Genomic DNA, 17,554 nt, shown 5'->3' with positions numbered 1-17,554 from the left:
TTTCAGAGTTCGGTGGTCCGGATCCCGACAGGGTGCTGGTTCGGTGGCAGCCATAGCTGAGGCCGTGACTTCCGCATCCCCGTGAGGTTAAGATCCCCCGCCGACCTGCGGGAAGTCCCGAACAGGCGGCTTCCAGGAGGTGTGGGGTGGGCAGGGCTGGAGGGGCCCTGGGTGGGCTGACCCGATGGACGTGCGGGGTGCTCGCCGTGTACGCGATGCTGACTGCGGCGGCCGGGGCGGCGGCGTGGCACAAGTACCAAGTGCTGCAAGCGCCGTCACTGCCGGCTCAGCCGGACGGCGGCGAGGCGCTGCCGCTGCTCGACGCCGACATGTGGTTCGGAAATCTGAGGGGCTGGTGGAACGTCGCCACCCTCGTGACGGTGCTGGTCTTCAGCGTCTGGATGTCGCGCATGCGTGACCTCGCGGAACTCGTCTGGCCCGAGGGGCAGCGTCGCAGCCGTGCCTGGTTGTTCTTCGGCTGGGTGGTGCCCGTTGCCAATGTCTTCGTGCCGAAGATGTTCGTCAACGACCTGTGGGCCGCCTCCCGGCCGGCGACGCGGCGTGAGCGCGGCCATCCCCTGCTCACCTTCTGGTGGCTCTCCGTCCTCGCCGCAGCCGTCGCGGGCGCCGACGCCCTGGCCGCGCTGAAGAGCGCAGACACCGCCGGCCAGACCAGCGAGGCGTTGCGGCAGGTCATGGCCGGCGATCTCCTCTACGTCTGCGCTGCCGCCCTGTCCGCCGTCGTCGTCCGGCAGCTCAGCGGCAGGCTGAAGCAAGCCGTGCGGGCGGAGGATGCGCACCGGCATCACATGGCGTGACCCGCCGGAGCGCCACGGCCCCTGGCACACGCTCTGCGCCCGCTTTCGCCGTTCCGCGTGGGAGGGCGTGTTCACCAACGCCCTCCAGCAGAGCCGGGCCGGTCAGGCCGGTCATGCCGGACAGGCCAGTCGGGCCGATGACATCGGCTGGGTCGCGCACCGTACGCTCACCACCGCCCGACATGTAACCGATGGGTTACGCTTTTCGGTGTGGACGAACTGACGGACGTCGCCGACGCCATAGCCGATCCGGTGCGCCGGGAGATCCTGGTCATGCTGCGGCACGCTCCGCTGACGGCGGGTGAGATCGCCGGCCGGTTCGCCATCAGCCGGCCCGCGGTGAGCCGCCATCTACGGGTGCTGCGCGAAAGCGGCCTGGTCCGGGACGAGCAGACCGGACGGCACCGCCGCTACTCGCTCGTCCACACCCGGCTGGGCCCCCTCGCCGCCTGGCTCGCCCAGTTCGACACCCAGCGGCCCGACTGGACGCAGCGCCTCGCGGCGCTGGAGACCGAGGTGCACCGGACACGCCGGGACCGCCTCCGGTCGGAGCCCGCACAGCCCGCCGACCCACCCCGCACCGCGCACCAGGAGGACACGGCATGACCCCTGAACCCACCGGACAGCTCGTACCGACGCCGACGGGGTACGACCTGATCCTCACCCGCACCTACCGTGCCCCGGTCGACGACGTCTGGGCGAGTGTCACCGAACCGGAGCGCACGGCCCGCTGGTTCGGCCCATGGCGCGGCGAAGCGGGTCCCGGCCGGACCGTCGAGGTCCAGCTGGTGTTCGAGGAGTCGGCGCCCTGGTACCCGATGCGGATCGACTCCTGCGAACCGCCCCACAGGCTCGCCGTCTCGACGGACGACGCCGCCGGCGCCTGGGCGCTGGAACTGCAACTGGCGGAGTCCGACGGCACCACGGAACTCCGGCTGGTCCACCACCTCACCTCGACGGAGCAGCTGGGCGAGATCGGCCCGGGCTGGGAGTACTACCTTGACCTGCTCACGGCCGCGCGCACGGGCGGCCCCCTACGGGACTTCGACGCGTACTACCCCGCGCAGAAGGCGTACTTCGAGTCCCTGGCCTGACCGGGTTCTGGGGCGATCCTCCCGGTTTCCGGTCGCTGAGCCGACAGCCCCGCGGGAGTCTGTCGAATGTGGCGGCTCCCGATCGACGTGAGAGTGAAGGCAGTACTCCCCACGACTCAGGAGCCCCCATCGTGACCGTGACCGCGGACCTGGCCATCTCCCTCGACGGCTGTATCGCCGGCACCGACGTCGCCATCGACAACCCGGGAGGCGACGGCGCCGAGCCGCTCTTCGAGTGGATCCACAACCTGGCGAGCTGGCGGGAGCGCCAGGGCATGAGCGGTGGGGAGGAGAACCGTGACTCCGAGCTGATGCGCGAGTGGTTCGACGCCACCGGAGCGGTGGTCATGGGCCGGATGATGTACGACACCGGCGAGGAGTTCTGGGGCGACAACCCGCCGTTCCGGACTCCGGTCTTCGTGCTCACCCACCGCCCCCGGCCGACCCTCGTCAAGGAGGGCGGCACCACCTTCACCTTCGTCACCGACGGCATCCACAGCGCCCTCGACCGGGCGAAGGCCGCCGCCGGTGACAGGAACGTCGACATCGCGGGCGGGGCGAGCACGGTGCGGCAGTACCTCAGGGAGGGGCTCATCGACGAGCTGCAACTGCACGTGGTGCCCGCGCTCCTCGGCGACGGGCTGCGGCTCTTCGAGGGACTGGGCGCCGGGCGACGGAACCTCGTCCCCGTCAGGGTGGTCGCCACACCGCTCGCCACCCACCTGAAGTACCGCTTCGTGAAGTGACCTTCAGCCCCGGGAACGCCGCCGACCCACCACGGCGACGGCCGTCCCGATCCCCCCGATCACCAGCCCGATCCCACCGAAGATCAGCGGCAACAGCCACAGCGAGGCGAACCCGTTGATCCGGGCGTTCTCGGGGGAATCGGCGCGGTACAGCACCTCGACCCGCTCGCCCTTCTCGTACGACGGCGGATTGGATCCCGTCGAGCTGCGGAACGTCCTCGGCGTGCCGTCCGCCGACGTGAACTCGACCACCGGGTACGCCGCGGGCTTGTCGTTCTGCGTCGCCTTGCGGGAGGCGCCGCTGTCGTCGTTGCGCCACTCCAGCGCCACCACCGTGCCCGGGGCGCGCTCCGCGTCCGCCAGGAACGAGACCGACACCCCCGCCAGCACCAGTCCGACGACCAGGAACACCGCCCCGAACGCGATCGCCCCGAACATCACCCACCGGCGAGCACGCCGCCCACGCACCTGAACCTGCACAACGTCCCTCTCACTCGTCCGAAGTGAGAGGGACGCTATCCCAGGTCCCGGACACCCTGGGGGGCCGTCCGGGGAAGCCGCTCGGAGCACGTTCACCACACGCTCAGAACGTCCGCTTCAGCAGATCCAGCAGCGCCGCCCAGTGCCGCTCGTCCCCCTCTGGGTGGTAGGACGCGGTGTCGGCCTGCGTGAACCCGTGCCCCGCACCCGGGTAGACCTCAGCGGTGTCGTACCCCCGCCTCGGTGAGCGCGGTCTCCAGGCGTTCGATCTGCTCGGCCGGCAGGGACGGGTCCTGGTCGGCATGGCCGAAGTACAGCTCGGCGGTGATGTGTTCGGCCACCAGGTGCGGGCTGTCCGGTGCGTCGGTGGCGAGCCGGCCGCCGTGGAAGCCGGCCGCCGCCGCGACGCGCTCCGAAAAGGTGCCGGCGGTCAGCAGGGACAGCCGGGCCCCCATGCAGTAGCCGGTCAGCGCCACCGGACCGTCGGCCGCCACCGGGCAGTCGGCCAGCCAGCGCAGATAGGCGTTCGCGTCCCGCATCGCCGCTTCGGGCGTCAGCGCCGACATGATCGGCATGATGCTCTCGAAGATCTCCGGCCGGGCCCCGGGATCGATGAACTCGGGCAACTCGACCACCGGAGCGCGCCCGTGGCGGTAGAACACGTTGGGCACCAGCACCGTGTAACCGGCCTCGGCGAGCCGGTCCGCCATCGTCCGCAGCTGCGGCCGCAGACCGAAGGCGTCCATGTAGAGCAGGACCGCCGGACGTGGCTCGCCGTCAGCGGGGTGGGCCAGATAGGCGTCGGCGGTACCGTCCTCGGTGAGGATGTCGACGGCGGTTCCCTGTACTGAGGTCATGGGGGGTGCCTCTCTGCGCAGTTCACGGCGAACGGGTCGCCGACCCGGTGGAGCCGGGCCGCGCACATGGTTTCATGCAGCATTCAACGGTCCCCGGCACCCCCTCCCGTTTGGGGACCGCTTTACTCGAACCGGGACGTGTCGCCCGCCCCCTCCCGGACGATCTCGGCCTCGCCGCCCGAGAAGTCGATCACCGTCGTCGGTTCCGTGCCGCAGTCCCCGGAGTCCACCACCGCGTCCAGCACATGATCGAGCCGGTCCTTGATCTCCCAGCCCTGCGTCAGCGGCTCTTCCTCGTCGGGCAGCAGCAGCGTGCTGGACAGCAGCGGCTCCCCGAGCTCGGCGAGCAGCGCCTGGGTGACGACATGGTCGGGGATGCGCACGCCGACCGTCTTCTTCTTCGGATGCTGAAGCATGCGCGGCACCTCCCTCGTCGCGGGCAGGATGAACGTGTAGCTGCCGGGCGTCGACGCCTTGATCGCGCGGAACACGTCGTTGTCGACCCGCACGAACTGGCCGAGCTGCGCGAAGTCCTGGCAGACGAGGGTGAAGTGATGCCGGTCGTCCAGGCGGCGAATGGTCCGGATCCGGTCGATGCCGTCACGGCTGCCCAGCCGGCAGCCCAGCGCATAACAGGAGTCCGTCGGATACGCGATGAGCGCACCCGAGCGGACGCTGTCGGCGACCTGGGAGATGGTGCGCGGCTGAGGGTTGTCGGGGTGCACGTCGAAGTACTTCGCCATTCACCGAGCCTATGCCCTGGGCCCCCCGATGGCGGCGCAGGCCCGGGCCGGCCGGCGGATTGCGCCCCGGGTCCCGGGAAACCCGTCCCCGATACGAGCGCCGACTTGCCGCCGCGCACGGGTGAGGTAACGTCCCGGGCGGTATGCCGTGAGTGAAGTGCAGGACGAGGTGAAGGCCGACGTGACTGGCAGAGAGGACGGGATCCGTCAGGCGGGGGTGGGGAGCGCCGACGCCTCGGTGTGGGCGCAGGAGTTGCTGGAACACCTGCGGCCGAACGGACGCGATGTCGGCCGGGTCGTCGCGTGGCTCGCGGACGCCGTGCAGGGCACCGCCGCGCTGCAGGACGACACCGGCACGCTCCTCGCGGGCACCAGGCCGCCCCTGGACGACACCCTCGTCGCGGCCGTCGCCGCCGGACGCATCGCCTCCGCCGCCTGGGAGGGCCAGGGCCGCCACCTGCGGCTGCTCAGGGTGGCGTACCCGAACCCCACGTCGGCCGGTGTGCTCACGGTGTCGCGCGAGACGCCCTTCGACCGGCGCGCCTCCGACATGGTCACGCACACCGTCCAGGTCATCGAGCTCCTGCTGAAGGCGGGGGAGTCGACCACCGCCGACCGTCGGCTCGCGCGGGCGACATCCGATCTGCGGCTGGCGATCCTGCAGTTGCTGATGGTGGAGGACACCGTCTCCGCACGCCGCGTGGCCGCGGGGCTGTGGCCCGGGCTGCTCGACACGGACACGGCCAGTGTCCACGTCGTCGAGGGCCCCGCCGACGAGCGCGACCGGCTCGTGGTGGAGTGCCTGGCCGTGACGGGCGAGCGGGCGCTGGTCGTGCGCTGCCCGGCCGTGGACGAGCATGTGATCGTCGTGACGCCCGGCGAGGGCGAGGCCCGGGAACTGCGCTCGCTGATCGGCCCGCGCCCCCACACGTTCATCGGCGGCAGCGCCCGGCAGAGCCTGGCCCGCACCGCCACCGCGTACGGGCAGGCCGTGAGCGCCCTGGCCGTCGCGCACTTCCGTTCGGACAAGGCCGCGGTCTACGCCGAGCGCACCCACCCCGAGCGCCTGATCGACCCGGCGCCCCTGCGCGGCTGGGCGGCCCGTCTGCTGCGCCCGCTCGACGCACTGGCGCACCACACCCGCGCCGAACTGCTCGCCACCACCCGGCTGGGCCTGGAGTTCACCGCCGTGAGCGCGGCCAAGGTCCTCGGCGTCAGCCGCAACACCGTCCGCGCCCGCATGGAACGCGTGGAAGCACTGCTGCGCACGGACTTCTCCGACCTGACCGCCCGTGCCGTGGTCCATCTGGCGCTCAACACCCAGGTGAGCCTCACGGACGCGCCGGCCGACGACGGAACGTCGGAAGCGGGGCAGGCCTCGCTGCGCGATCTGCTGTCCGGGCCCGCCATGCTCACCTGGGCGCACGAAGTCCTCGCAGGCCTCGATGAGGACACCCGGGACCTGCGCCGCACCCTGCGCGCCTGGATCGCCGAAGGCGGCAACGCCGAACGCACCGCGCAGACCCTCGGCGTCCACGCCCAGACCGTCCGCGAGCACGTCCGCAGCGCGGAACCCGTCCTGGAACGCCAGCTCCTCGCCGGTGGCAGCGACCTGTACGAGGTCGTCCTGGCCCATCTCGCGGTCGGCGACCTGGATGAGCCCGCCCTGTCGGCGACGAAATCGGGCCTTCCGGACTCACTTGTGCACAGGTGAGTCCCGGCGGCGGCGCAGCGGGCACCGACGCGATACCCAAGGCCTCCGCGGTAGACGTAAGTTCGACTTCCCGCGGGGGCACGACCGGAACGGGGGACCGGTCGCGTCCCCGCGCGCGCAGCCGTTCAGGCCCGCAGCCGCACCGGAATCTCCTGCCAGCCGAACGCGATGAACGACGGCACCTGCCGCAGCTCCTTCTCGTCGACGGCCAGCCGCAGGCCGGGGAAACGGTCGAAGAGGGCGGGCAGCGCCGTCAGGGCCTCGGCGCGGGCCAGCGGAGCGCCGATGCACCGGTGCACCCCGATCCCGAACGCCAGATGGTCGTCGGCCCCGCGCGACGCGTCGAAGCTGTCCGCGTCCGGCCCGTAGTGCACGGGATCCACCCCCGCCGCGGCGTACGTCGTGATGATGGCGTCCCCGGTCGGCACGGTCACGCCGCCGACCTCGATGTCGCTGACGGCGAACCGCAGGGGAAGCGACGCGATCGACGGGTGCACCCGCAGCGTCTCGTCGATCACCGCGTCCCAGCCGATCTCGCCGGAGAGTACGGCGGCCAGCTGCTCGGGGTGGGTCAGCAGGGCGACGACCGCGTTGCCGATGAGATTGACGGTCGTCTCGAAACCGGCGCCGATGACCAGCAGCAGGGTGTAGACGAGTTCCTCGTCGCTGAGCCGGTCACCGTCCTCGTCGCGCACCCGGATCAGCTCGGTCGTCAGATCGTCCCCGGGATGCTCGCTGCGGTGGGCGATCAGGGCCCCCAGCACCGTACCGATCTGCCGCTGCACGAACGCGGCATGCTCGGGGCTCGGATCGGTGGTGTCCATGATCGCGGCGATGAGTGCGCCGGTGTCCTCCCGCAACTCCTCGGGCACACCGAACAGTTCGCAGATCATCCGCATCGGCAGGGGATGCGCGAGCCCGGCCTTCAGATCCACCACCGACTCGACCGCCGACCCGCCGTCGTCGAGGGCGTCGAGCAGTTCCGCGGTGATGGTCCGCACCCGCGGCCGCATCATCTCCGTGCGCCGCTGGGTGAAGCTCGGCGCGACCAGCTTGCGCAGCCGCGCGTGGTCGGCGCCGTACGTCGAGAGCATGTTGACGACGCCGACCCAGCCCAGGATCCAGCCCCATGAGGGGTGTTCGCCGATCTCGGGCCACAGCCGCCAGTGCAGCCGGGGGTCCTTGCTGACCCGCGGGTCGAGGATGAGCTCCTTGAGGGTGTCGTAGCCCGTGGGCGCCCAGGCCGGGATGCCGCCGGGCAGCTCCACGGGCACGATCGGGCCGAGGGCGCGCAGCCGGGCGCTCTCGGCGGCGATGTCGGCGCCGAACGGGTCGATGGCGAAGCGGTCGATGCGGTCGGTCACGGTCACGAGGCAACTCCTGGCTGGTCGGGGGAGCGAGGACTGAACCGGACGGGCAGGGAGGTCAGGGAGCGGTGGAAGGGGCCGGGCCGCCAGGTCAGGAGCGTCCGGGGCAGGACCGGCTCCAGGTCGGGCAGCCACTGGGTGAGCCGTTCGATCGCCTCGGTGGCGATGAGTAGCGTGTGCTGCCGGACCGGGCAGGAGTGCGGGCCCGCCGACCAGGACAGATGCGAGGCGTCCTTGGGATGGTGCCCGCCGGTGACCTCCCGCTCGGCGAAGTGAGCCAGCGCCCCGTACGAGACGACCACCGGAACCGCGGCCCTGATCCACGTGCCGTGGAAGGAGACGGGCGTGCGGGCGTAGTGGATGCCGTAGTTGGCCAGAGGTGTCTCATGGTGGAGCACCTCCACCACCGCGTCCATCACGGGGCGCGCCCCGCTGGTGAGCGTGGAGTAGTACAGCGGGTTGCCGAGGATGCGGGACAGCGCGTTGGACACCAGGTTGGCCGTCGGCTCGTGCCCGGCGCCCAGGGTGAGGAAGACCTGCCAGGTGACCTCCTCGGGCGTGAGCCCGGCGGGGTGGTCCAGCAGCCGGCTCGGCAGGTCGTCGCCCCGTCGCTGGGCCTTGGCCGCGATCAGCTCAAGGACATACCCGCCGAACTCCGCCTCACCCTCGGCCGCTTCGGCACCGCCCTCCATCATCTTGCCCAGCGCCCCGTCGAGCCGGTCGCTCTGACTGTCCGGCAGCCCGAAGAGGTTGTTGAACACCAGCGCCATCAGCGGCCGCGCGAACTCGCCCACCAGATCGGCCTCGCCCTTCGGCCCGAACCGGCCCACCAGCACCCGCACCGCCCGGTGCACCCGCGCCCGCAGGTCGTGCGGCTCGATCCGGTCGAAGGTGTCGATCAGCGAGGTGCGGTAGCGGACATGGGCCGCGCCGTCGGCGAACAGCGTGTTGGGCCGCCAGCGCATCATCCCCAGGACCGGCGAGTCGTCGGCGACCGTGGACTCCCACGGCCGCGGGTCGTGCGAGAACGTCTCGATGTCGTGCAGCAGATCCAGCGCCGCCCGCCGGTCGGTGACGACGTACGCCGGCACGCCCGGCGCCAACTCCGCCCAGCCGACCGGGCCCTGGGCGCGCAGGGCGTCGTAGTAGCGATACGGATCCAGCGCGAAGCCGTCCTCCCACAGCCGCACGGGTGCCGAGCGGGTGAAGGCCTGCCGGTCGGGGGAGTGAGTGGTCACCGGTCGTCCTCCGGAGCGTTGCGGTCGATCAGGTGCTGGACCAGCGCGAGCAGCGCGTCGACGGACGAGTCGGAGTCCCGCGCGTCACACGTCACCATCGGCGTGCCCGCCTCCAGGTCCAGGGCGGTCCGCAGCTGTTCCTCGGTGTGGTGCCGGGGCGCGTCCGGAAAGGAGTTGAAGGCGACGGCGTACGGCAGCCCCGTCTCCTCGACCAGTCCCAGCACGTCGAACGAGGCGTCGATCCGACGGCTGTCGACCAGGACCAGGGCACCGAGCGCGCCGTACGCGATGTCGTCCCACAGCGCCCGGAACCGCTCCTGCCCGGGCGTGCCGAACAGATACAGCACGACCCCGCCCGGCAGGCTGATCCGGCCGAAGTCGACGGCGACGGTGGTCGTCGACTTGTCCCGCACCCCGGCCAGATCGTCCACCTGGGCGGAGGCCTCGCTGAGCGGCTCCTCGGTGTGCAGCGGCCGGATCTCGGAGACGGAGTCGATCAGAGTCGTCTTGCCGACGCCGAAGGGGCCGGCGACCAGGATCTTGACCAGGTCGCGGGCGGTGTCGGGCAGGTGGATGCCCTCGGTCGCGCCTCGCGGGGCGCCGGCCGTGCCGGTGTCGGCGTCCGTCGTACGCGGTGCGGGGCTGGGCCCTGTCGTTTGGATCGTCCCGGCGTCGCGGGGCCTAGTCGTGTTTGAGGGCGCGAAGGCCATCGGCCACTCTCTCCAGCAGGTCGGGGTCGAAGCGTCCGGCGGGCGGGATCGGCGCACGGGCCAGCACCAGCTCCCGGTCGACGAGTTCGCCGGCCAGGACACGCACCGCGGACACCGGCAGCCGCAGCAGCGCCGCGGCTTCCACGACGGTCAGCGAACCGTCGTCCAGGGCGTCCAGCAGGGCGAGCTGGGCGGCGGGCAGACCGGCGGGCGGGGGCGTGCCGGCGCCGGTGAGCACCGACAGCCGCTCCAGCTGGGGCCGGCTGGGCCGGGCCACGCCGCCGGTCGACAGATACGCGGGAACCAGGGGACGGCCGCCGGGGCGGCCCGTCATGCCGGTGCGCCGCCGTCGGCGTCCCGGGCCGCGGCGACCATCGCCTTCTCACCCAGTCTCGCCACCTGCGAGTGCACTCGGTGCGCGAGCAGGTCCAGACGCACCTCCTCGTCCCCGTAGGCGGCCACGCAGGTGCCGTGGTCCGTCGGCACGATCAGCACGTACCCGTGGTCCGACTCGATGACGACCTGCCGCACCTCGGCCGCGTCCCGGTCGGCGAACGCGGCGGCCGCAGTACGGCAGGCGCCCTGCACGGTGCTGGTGATCGCGGCCACCCGCTCGGCCGAGGCCCGGGTGAGCGCGTCCGTGTACCCGGTCACCAGCCCGTCCCGCGTCAGCAGTACGGCGGCCACCACATGCGGCACCTGCAGGATCGGTTCGAGCACCCACGCCGTGTCTCCCGCATCGCGGCTGGTCATCGAGCCGTTCCCCCTTCGTGGTCTGACTGGACTGTCCGGACTGTCCGGTCCGTCTGTCCGTTCTGGTCGTCCCGGTCGGTCTGATCGGTGTCGGTCATCCCGCCTTCGGGCCGCTGCCGTGCCGCTCGCCCGGATTCCGGCACGTCGGTGGAGGCGTCGTCGGCGTGCTCGCCGGCCTCGGTCCGGGCCGCCTCGGTACCGGCCTGCAGCGCGCCCAGCGCGGCGGCGGCCCGGTCCGGGCGGCGTACCGCGGGCCGCGGCGCGGGGACGTCCCTCGCCGCGGCGGCCACCCGCGCCCGGCGCCGACGCTGTGGCAGACCGCCGGCGTCGCGTGGAGCGTGATGCCCGGACACCGCGTCGGAGGCGTCGTCGTCGCGGTCGGCCCCGTAACCGTGCGAGGTGGTGGACGCCTCGGTTCCGGAGGCGGCGGACTTCTCGTCCCGGGAGGTCGTGCGGGTGGAGCGCGGCGCGCTCGCCGCGGGCGGTCGCTCGGCCGGGTCGATGTCGCTGAGCAGGTGGCTGTCGACCCGCAGCACGGCGCGGACGCCGCCGTAGGGAGACGGCGACGACAGATCAACGCTCAGGTCGAACTGCCGGGTCAGCTGCCCGATCGCGGCGAGCCCCATGCGCGGTGGATCGCCGAGGTCGGTGAGCAGGATCGGCTCGGAACCCGCCACCAAGCGCTGCGCGCGGGCGCGTTCGTCCTGGGTCATGCCCAGGCCCGCGTCGTCGACGGTGACGCAGACGCCGTGATGGACGTGCTCCAGGTTGACCACGACATCCGTGTCCGGCGCGGAGTGCCGCAGGGCGTTGTCGAGGAGTTCGGCGACGATGATCGCGACCGGCTCCACGGCGTGGGAGACGAGCCCGGTGCCCGCGGTCAGGTGGTTGTGGACCCGGACGCGCTGGTAGCCCGCGAGCCGGGCCTGGCCGCCGGTCACCGCCTCCACCAGGTGCGACTCCTCGCGGGCGAGCCCGACCCAGGCCCCGCACACCACCGCGGCGACCTGCGCCCGCCGCAGCGACTGCTCGTTCTCGTGATCCAGTTGGAAGAGGGTCTGCGCCAACTCCGGGTCGTCGTACTTCTGTTGCAGCTGGCGCAGGGCGTCCTGGAGCCGGTACAGGGCCGCCTGGATCTCGCGTGTCGCTCCCCGCATGCCGGCTTGCGCGGCCGCGTCGATGCGCGTGCGCTGTGTGGCCAGTTCGGTGCGCAGTCCGCTCAGCACCTGCTCCAGCGCGAGGTCCAGCGCGGACCCCGCGGTCTGCGGATGCAGCGGTCCCGGCACGGCGACATGCGGGTGCGCCAGCTGTCGGGCGGCGGCGGGAACGCGCTGTTCCGCCAGATGCTCCACCTCGGCCGTGAACGCCTGGAGCACGCCCTTGAGTTGGCGACGCAGGGCGTCGATCTCGGCCCGCTGCCAGGTCTGTTGTCGCTGGGCACGCAGGAGGCCGCCACCCAGGGCGAGTGCGGACAGCATGCCGACGGCGAGACCGCCGGTCGCCAGGTCCGGTAGTTCGATCATCGAGTCGGTTTCCCAGAAGTCGGTTCGAGGGCGGTCGGGCAGGGCTGGTTCCACGGCTGTGGGGCGAGGCGCTCGGAGCACAGTACACACCGTCATCGACCGGTCTCGCACGGTCGATCGATACTTCATTTCGAAACTGTCCGGGCTCTGATTACTTCTGGGCAGACAGTCTGAATTGCCGTACAAGATACGGAAGTTGGGGTGGATGTCTGTCCCCGGCGGTGCGGTGTGTGCCCGGTCGGACGGCGGGTACTCGGCGAGGCCAGGAACGACAACGCCGGAGGAGGCCCGAAATGACCAGTGGCACCGAGACCGGTGGCGTGACCGGTACGCAGGACAAGGACTACAACCTGATCTGGTACGTAGAGGCGTGCCTGAGCAACGCGCTGCGGCTGGAGAGCTACATCGAGGACGCGGAACGCGGCAAGGACACCGAGGTGGCCGACCTGTTCCGCAAGGCGCAGGCGGACAGCCGCAAGGGCGCCGAACTGGGCAAGACGCTTCTGCGCAGGCGTCTGAACGGCGGCTGACCGAGCGGCCGCCGTACGGCCCGGACGCCGGGGAAGCCCGCGGTGTCCGGGCTTTCGCCTGTTCGGGGGCGGCTCCGGCCCGGCTGCGGCATACTTCACTTCGCGAACCGCCTTTGGACACGTAGGGTTTACATCCGTTCGGCCCGTCGGACCGAACGGAGTTGCTATGGTGCTACTCGCCGGTAGCAATGCCGAACTGGGACGTGAGGAGTCGGCGGATCAGCTGCGCCACTCCTCGACGCGTCGTAGAGACGAGTCCATAGAGACGGAAGGTCCGGCAAGGGGGCCGGGCCGACCGAGGTGTCTGCGCGCATCCCGTGCGCGCCCCTCGAACTCCAGTTCCTCGCCCACCGATCCAGACAGGTGAGACTCGCAGACATGGTTCGATCTCTGGTCGATCTGCTGACCCAGCACGCCGCCCACCACCCCGACCGAACCGCCTACCGCCACCTCGTCACCGGCGACTGCGACGGCGAGATCCAGGAGATCTCGTACGGCCGCCTCGCCGACCGTTCCCGTGCCGTCGCCGCCTGGCTGCAGGAGCGCGGCCTGGCCGGGACCCGCGCCATGCTGCTGTACCCGCCCGGCCTGGAGTTCGTCTGTGGCTACCTGGGCTGCCTCGCGGCCGGTGTCGTCGCCGTACCGGGTGTCCCGCCGCAGGGCCGCGCGCAGAACCACCGCGCCCTGACCCGGATGAGGCGGCTCATCGCCGACGCCGACGCCAAGGTGATCCTGGGCACCCGCGAGATCGTCACGGCCCTGTCCGGCATGGCGGAGCACCTGCCCGAACTCGCCGACCTCACCTGCATCGCCACCGAGGACATACCCGACGAGGCGGCCGCCGCCTGGCGCGCACCCGACCTCACCGCCGACTCCGTCGCCTTCCTCCAGTACACCTCCGGCTCCACCGCCGCACCGCGCGGCGTGATGGTCACCCACGGAAACCTGCTGGACAACGAGCGGCTCCTCACCGAGTCCCTGGGGCACACGCCGGACACCATCGAGGAGTACGGCCATGAGATGTTCGTCAGCTGGCTGCCCGTGTACCACGACATGGGCCTCATAGGACCCGTCCTCAACACGGTCTACCTCGGTGTGACCGCCACCCTCTTCTCGCCGCTGCACTTCCTGCAACAGCCCCAGCGGTGGCTGACCGCGATCAGCCGCTACCGCCCGCACACCAGCGGCGCTCCCAACTTCGCGTACGAACTCTGCCTGAAGCACGCCGGCCCCGGACTCCTGGACGGCCTCGACCTCAGCAGCTGGAAGGTCGCCGTCAACGGCGCCGAACCAGTGCGCGCCGCCACCCTCCGGCGCTTCACCGAGACCTTCGCCCCGGTCGGCTTCCGCGGCGAGGCACACCACCCCTGCTACGGCCTGGCCGAGTCCACCCTGATGGTCACCGGCGGCACGGTCCACACCCCGCCCACACTCCTCCAGCCCTCCGACACCGGCCCGCACGCAGGCCGGACCGACGCCGCGGCCGTCAGCTGCGGACGCCCCGGCCGCCATGTCACCGTCGTCATCGCCGACCCCCGACGGCACGAGGAACTGACCGAGGGCGAGGTCGGCGAGATCTGGGTGCGCGGCGCGAGCGTCGCCAAGGGCTACTGGCGCAACGCCCTCGCCACCCGCGAGACCTTCCGCGCCACCCTGACCGGCCACGAGGGCCGCTTCCTGCGCACCGGCGACCTCGGATTCCTGCGCGACGGCGAGCTCTTCGTCACCGGGCGCCTCAAGGACCTCATCGTCGTCGACGGACGCAACCACTACCCGCAGGACCTGGAACTGACCGCCGAGATGGCCCACCCCGCCCTTCGCCCCGGCTGCACCGCCGCATTCTCCGTCGAGGGAACCGTGGCAGACAGCGGAGCCGGGGGAGACGGGGGAGCGGGCGGCGAACAGCCCGTCATCGTCGCCGAGATCGCCCCGGACGCGGCGCCCGACGCGGAGAAGATCATCGACGTCATCCGCAGCGGGATCGGCGAGGACCACGGCCTTTCGGTACGTGACGTCGTCCTGGTGGAGCCGGGCACCATCCCCAAGACGTCCAGCGGCAAGATCCAGCGCCATGCCACCCGGGCGGCCTACCTGGACGGCACCCTCGCCGTGGTCGCCGCGCCCGCCCTCGGCTGACACCGCCCGGCCGACCGGCGAACGCCCACGCACCGCCGTACGCCCCGTAGGCCACAGCAGTCGTACCGCCACACCCGCCCTACGGGTCGTACGGCCTCCGCCCCTGCCCGAATCCACGAGGACACCCGTCTAGATGCCTGCGCACGAGTCCCCGAAGCAGTTCTCCGAGCCGTCGCTCACCACACCGGAGGGAGTGCGGGCCTGGCTGGAGTCGGCCGTCGCGGAGGCGGCCGGGCTCGACCCGCTGGCCGTCGACCCTGACCGGCCCCTCGCCGAACTCGGCCTGGGATCACGGCAGTTGGTGACGCTGGCCGCCGACCTGTCCGCGGCGACGGGCCGGCCGCTGGACCCGTCACTGATCTTCAACCATCCCACCATCGCGGCCCTCGCACCGGCGGTGTTCGACGAGACCCCGACGCGGACCCCGGCGGCCGTTCCGACTTCGGGCGGCACGCCCATGCGGGCCGATGGCGACATCGCGATCATCTCCATGGCCTGTCGCTTCCCCGGCGGCGCCGACAGCCCCGAGGCGCTCTGGCGGCTGCTGGACGCCGGCGAGGACGCCATCACCGAGGTGCCGACGGGCCGTTGGGACACCCGAGGGTTGCACGACCCGGATCCGGAAGCCACCGGCAAGGCCTACTCCCTGCGCGGCGGCTACCTCTCCGGCATCGACCGCTTCGACGCGCCCTTCTTCGGGATCTCGCCGCGCGCGGCCGCCGCCATGGACCCCCAGCAGCGACTGCTCCTGCAGACCAGCTGGGAGGCCGTCGAACGCGCCGGAATCGTCCCGGACACGCTGAACGGCAGCTCCACGGGCGTCTACATCGGCCTGTACGACAGCGGCTACCTGGCCTCGGCCGCCCTGGACCAGCTCGACGGGCATGTCGGCACCGGCTCGGCGTCCAGTGTGGCGTCCGGCCGTATCGCCTACACCCTCGGCCTCCAGGGGCCGGCGGTCACCGTCGACACCGCCTGCTCGTCCTCCCTGGTCGCCCTGCATCTGGCGGCGCGGGCGCTGGCGGGCGGGGAGTGCGACCTCGCGCTGGCGGGGGGTGCGACGCTGCTGGTGACCCCGCGGGGGCATGTCGAGTTCAGCAGGCTGCGCGGGCTGTCGCCGTCCGGGCGGTGCAGCCCGTTCTCGACCGACGCTGACGGCGTGGTGTGGGCCGAGGGCTGTGGCGTGGTGCTGCTCAAGCGGCTCGCGGACGCGCGCCGCGACGGCGACCGGATCCTCGCGGTCGTCAAGGGTTCGGCGATCAACCAGGACGGCCGCAGCCAGGGCCTCAGCGCCCCCAACGGCCCCGCCCAGGAACGGGTGGTGCGGGCCGCGCTGGACTCGGCCGGCCTCCAGCCGCACGACCTGGACCACATCGAGGCGCACGGCACCGGTACCCGGCTGGGCGATCCCATCGAGGGGGGCGCCCTGGCCGCCGTCTTCGGACCCGGCCGTCCCGCCGACCGTCCCCTCGGCGTCGGCTCCCTCAAGTCCAACATCGGCCACACCCAGGCCGCCGCGGGCATCGCGGGCGTCATCAAGACCGTGCTGGCCCTCGGCCACGAGCGCATACCGGCGTCCCTGCACGCCGAGACCCCGACCGGGCACATCGACTGGGCGCACAGCGGTCTGCGCCTGATCGACGAGCCCCAGGCCTGGCCCCGGAACCCCGAGCGGGTGCGGCGCGCCGGGGTGAGCGCGTTCGGCATCAGCGGCACGAACGCCCATGTGGTGCTGGAGGAGGCTCCCGAGGAGCAGCCTCGGCGACCCTCGGCCGGCCTCTCCGGCGCCACCCTCTTCCCGCTCTCCGCCCGCACCCTCCCCGCACTGCGCGCACAGGCAGGACGGCTTCGGGAGGCCATCGAGCAGCAGCCGGAGTCGCCGCCGGCCGCCGTCGCGGCCACCCTGGCCCACCACCGCACCCACTTCGAGCACCGGGCCGTCATCCAGGCGAGCGACCGCGGCGAACTGCTCGCCGCCCTCCGCGCCCTCACCGACGACCGCCCGGACCCCGAACTGACCGCAGGCCCCCAACCGGCCCTCACCACAGGCAAGTTGGCGTTTGTGTTCCCCGGACAGGGAGCCCAGTGGGCCGGCATGGCGCGCGATCTGCTCGACCGTGAGCCGGTGTTCGCCGACGAACTCGACCGCTGCGACGCCGCCCTGCGCCCGTTCACCGGCTGGTCGGTGACCTCCGTCCTGCGCGGCGACCCGGGGGCCCCGCCCCTGGACCGGGTCGACGTCGTCCAGCCCGTCCTGTTCGCCGTGATGGTGTCCCTCGCCGCCGTGTGGCGCGCTCGCGGCGTACGGCCGGACGCGGTCGTGGGACACAGTCAGGGCGAGGTCGCCGCCGCCTGTGTCGCCGGAGCGCTCAGCCTCAACGACGCCGCCGCGGTGGTCGCCCTGCGCAGCCAGGCCCTGACCGCACTGTCCGGCACCGGCACGATGGCCGTCGTCGCCCTGCCGCACACCGACGTCGAGGCCCGACTCGCCGACCACGGCGGCGAGATCGCCGTCGCCGCCGTCAACAGCGGCCGGTCCACGGTCATCGCCGGCGCCGTGGACGCCGTGGAGGCCCTGCTCACCGACCTCGACCGGCAGCGGATATTCGTCCGCCGCCTCGACGTCGACTACGCCTCCCACAGCGACCGGGTCGAACCGGTGCGCACGACGATCCTCGACGAACTCGACGGAGTCATCACCCAGCCCACGTCCGTCGCCTGGTACTCCACGGTCACGGCCGAGCCGGTCACCGAGGAACTCGAAGCCGACTACTGGTACACCAACCTGCGCGGTGACTGGATAGGTGTCTCGGTCCGGAGGCGTGCGTGATTGCCGGTTGGCGGG

General features: G+C 72.0%; 16 protein-coding genes and 1 pseudogene. 8 read left to right on the top strand and 9 right to left on the bottom strand.

Annotated elements, in window-relative coordinates:
- Positions 1-146 precede the first annotated feature (146 nt).
- From ABIE67_RS03825 to ABIE67_RS03810, 4 genes are all read left to right on the top strand, one after another.
- Positions 147-818: a DUF4328 domain-containing protein gene (locus tag ABIE67_RS03825; protein WP_370253119.1), complete on the top strand. Its 672-nt coding sequence runs from the start codon at positions 147-149 to the stop codon at positions 816-818.
- A 210-nt stretch (positions 819-1,028) separates the two neighbouring features.
- Positions 1,029-1,424 carry a metalloregulator ArsR/SmtB family transcription factor gene (locus tag ABIE67_RS03820; RefSeq protein WP_370253117.1) on the top strand — a complete coding sequence of 132 codons (396 nt, stop codon included), beginning with the start codon at positions 1,029-1,031 and terminating at the stop codon, positions 1,422-1,424.
- Positions 1,421-1,912: an SRPBCC family protein gene (locus ABIE67_RS03815; RefSeq protein WP_370253115.1), complete on the top strand. Its 492-nt coding sequence runs from the start codon at positions 1,421-1,423 to the stop codon at positions 1,910-1,912. Before ABIE67_RS03820 ends, ABIE67_RS03815 begins: the two co-directional genes overlap by 4 nt.
- A gap of 131 nt (positions 1,913-2,043) precedes the next feature.
- Positions 2,044-2,658 (top strand): dihydrofolate reductase family protein, encoded by a 615-nt coding sequence (locus ABIE67_RS03810; RefSeq protein ID WP_370253113.1) that lies wholly within the window; start codon positions 2,044-2,046, stop codon positions 2,656-2,658.
- A gap of 3 nt (positions 2,659-2,661) precedes the next feature.
- On the opposite strand, the gene ABIE67_RS03805 is transcribed toward ABIE67_RS03810, so the two are convergent.
- The 3 genes and pseudogenes from ABIE67_RS03805 to ABIE67_RS03795 form a co-directional block, all read right to left on the bottom strand.
- Positions 2,662-3,096, bottom strand: a complete 435-nt coding sequence (locus tag ABIE67_RS03805) for a DUF3592 domain-containing protein (RefSeq protein ID WP_370253110.1) — start codon at positions 3,094-3,096, stop codon at positions 2,662-2,664.
- 145 nt (positions 3,097-3,241) lie between these two features.
- Positions 3,242-3,995 (bottom strand): annotated as a pseudogene (locus tag ABIE67_RS03800) (dienelactone hydrolase family protein).
- A gap of 122 nt (positions 3,996-4,117) precedes the next feature.
- Positions 4,118-4,738: an L-threonylcarbamoyladenylate synthase gene (locus tag ABIE67_RS03795; protein WP_370253107.1), complete on the bottom strand. Its 621-nt coding sequence runs from the start codon at positions 4,736-4,738 to the stop codon at positions 4,118-4,120.
- 181 nt (positions 4,739-4,919) lie between these two features.
- Between ABIE67_RS03795 and ABIE67_RS03790 the strand changes: the two genes are divergently transcribed.
- Positions 4,920-6,452 (top strand): helix-turn-helix domain-containing protein, encoded by a 1,533-nt coding sequence (locus ABIE67_RS03790; RefSeq protein WP_370253104.1) that lies wholly within the window; start codon positions 4,920-4,922, stop codon positions 6,450-6,452.
- A 125-nt stretch (positions 6,453-6,577) separates the two neighbouring features.
- Here ABIE67_RS03790 and ABIE67_RS03785 read toward each other — a convergent pair whose 3' ends face one another.
- The 6 genes from ABIE67_RS03785 to ABIE67_RS03760 are packed head-to-tail and all read right to left on the bottom strand — an operon-like array spanning position 6,578 to position 12,043.
- Positions 6,578-7,822, bottom strand: coding sequence for a cytochrome P450 (locus tag ABIE67_RS03785; RefSeq protein ID WP_370253100.1), 1,245 nt, complete (start codon positions 7,820-7,822; stop codon positions 6,578-6,580).
- On the bottom strand, positions 7,819-9,057 hold the full coding sequence (locus tag ABIE67_RS03780; RefSeq protein WP_370253098.1) for a cytochrome P450: 1,239 nt from the start codon (positions 9,055-9,057) through the stop codon (positions 7,819-7,821). Before ABIE67_RS03780 ends, ABIE67_RS03785 begins: the two co-directional genes overlap by 4 nt.
- Positions 9,054-9,767, bottom strand: a complete 714-nt coding sequence (locus ABIE67_RS03775) for an ATP/GTP-binding protein (RefSeq protein ID WP_370253096.1) — start codon at positions 9,765-9,767, stop codon at positions 9,054-9,056. Before ABIE67_RS03775 ends, ABIE67_RS03780 begins: the two co-directional genes overlap by 4 nt.
- Positions 9,739-10,101, bottom strand: coding sequence for a DUF742 domain-containing protein (locus tag ABIE67_RS03770; RefSeq protein WP_370253094.1), 363 nt, complete (start codon positions 10,099-10,101; stop codon positions 9,739-9,741). Before ABIE67_RS03770 ends, ABIE67_RS03775 begins: the two co-directional genes overlap by 29 nt.
- Complete coding sequence (locus tag ABIE67_RS03765) at positions 10,098-10,520, bottom strand: roadblock/LC7 domain-containing protein (RefSeq protein ID WP_370253091.1); 423 nt, start codon at positions 10,518-10,520, stop codon at positions 10,098-10,100. Before ABIE67_RS03765 ends, ABIE67_RS03770 begins: the two co-directional genes overlap by 4 nt.
- Positions 10,517-12,043 carry an ATP-binding protein gene (locus ABIE67_RS03760; protein WP_370253087.1) on the bottom strand — a complete coding sequence of 509 codons (1,527 nt, stop codon included), beginning with the start codon at positions 12,041-12,043 and terminating at the stop codon, positions 10,517-10,519. Before ABIE67_RS03760 ends, ABIE67_RS03765 begins: the two co-directional genes overlap by 4 nt.
- A 293-nt stretch (positions 12,044-12,336) precedes the next feature.
- Between ABIE67_RS03760 and ABIE67_RS03755 the strand changes: the two genes are divergently transcribed.
- The 3 genes from ABIE67_RS03755 to ABIE67_RS03745 all read left to right on the top strand — a co-directional run bounded on the left by ABIE67_RS03755 (position 12,337) and on the right by ABIE67_RS03745 (position 17,539).
- Positions 12,337-12,573, top strand: a complete 237-nt coding sequence (locus ABIE67_RS03755; protein ID WP_370253085.1) for a hypothetical protein — start codon at positions 12,337-12,339, stop codon at positions 12,571-12,573.
- A 378-nt stretch (positions 12,574-12,951) separates the two neighbouring features.
- Complete coding sequence (locus ABIE67_RS03750) at positions 12,952-14,709, top strand: fatty acyl-AMP ligase (protein ID WP_370253083.1); 1,758 nt, start codon at positions 12,952-12,954, stop codon at positions 14,707-14,709.
- A gap of 133 nt (positions 14,710-14,842) precedes the next feature.
- On the top strand, positions 14,843-17,539 hold the full coding sequence (locus ABIE67_RS03745; protein ID WP_370253081.1) for a beta-ketoacyl synthase N-terminal-like domain-containing protein: 2,697 nt from the start codon (positions 14,843-14,845) through the stop codon (positions 17,537-17,539).
- Positions 17,540-17,554: the final 15 nt, after the last annotated feature.

The sequence above is a fragment of the Streptomyces sp. V4I8 genome, from assembly GCF_041261225.1.
Classification (GTDB): Bacteria; Actinomycetota; Actinomycetes; order Streptomycetales; family Streptomycetaceae; genus Streptomyces.
This window is presented reverse-complemented; position numbering and strand designations above follow the sequence as displayed.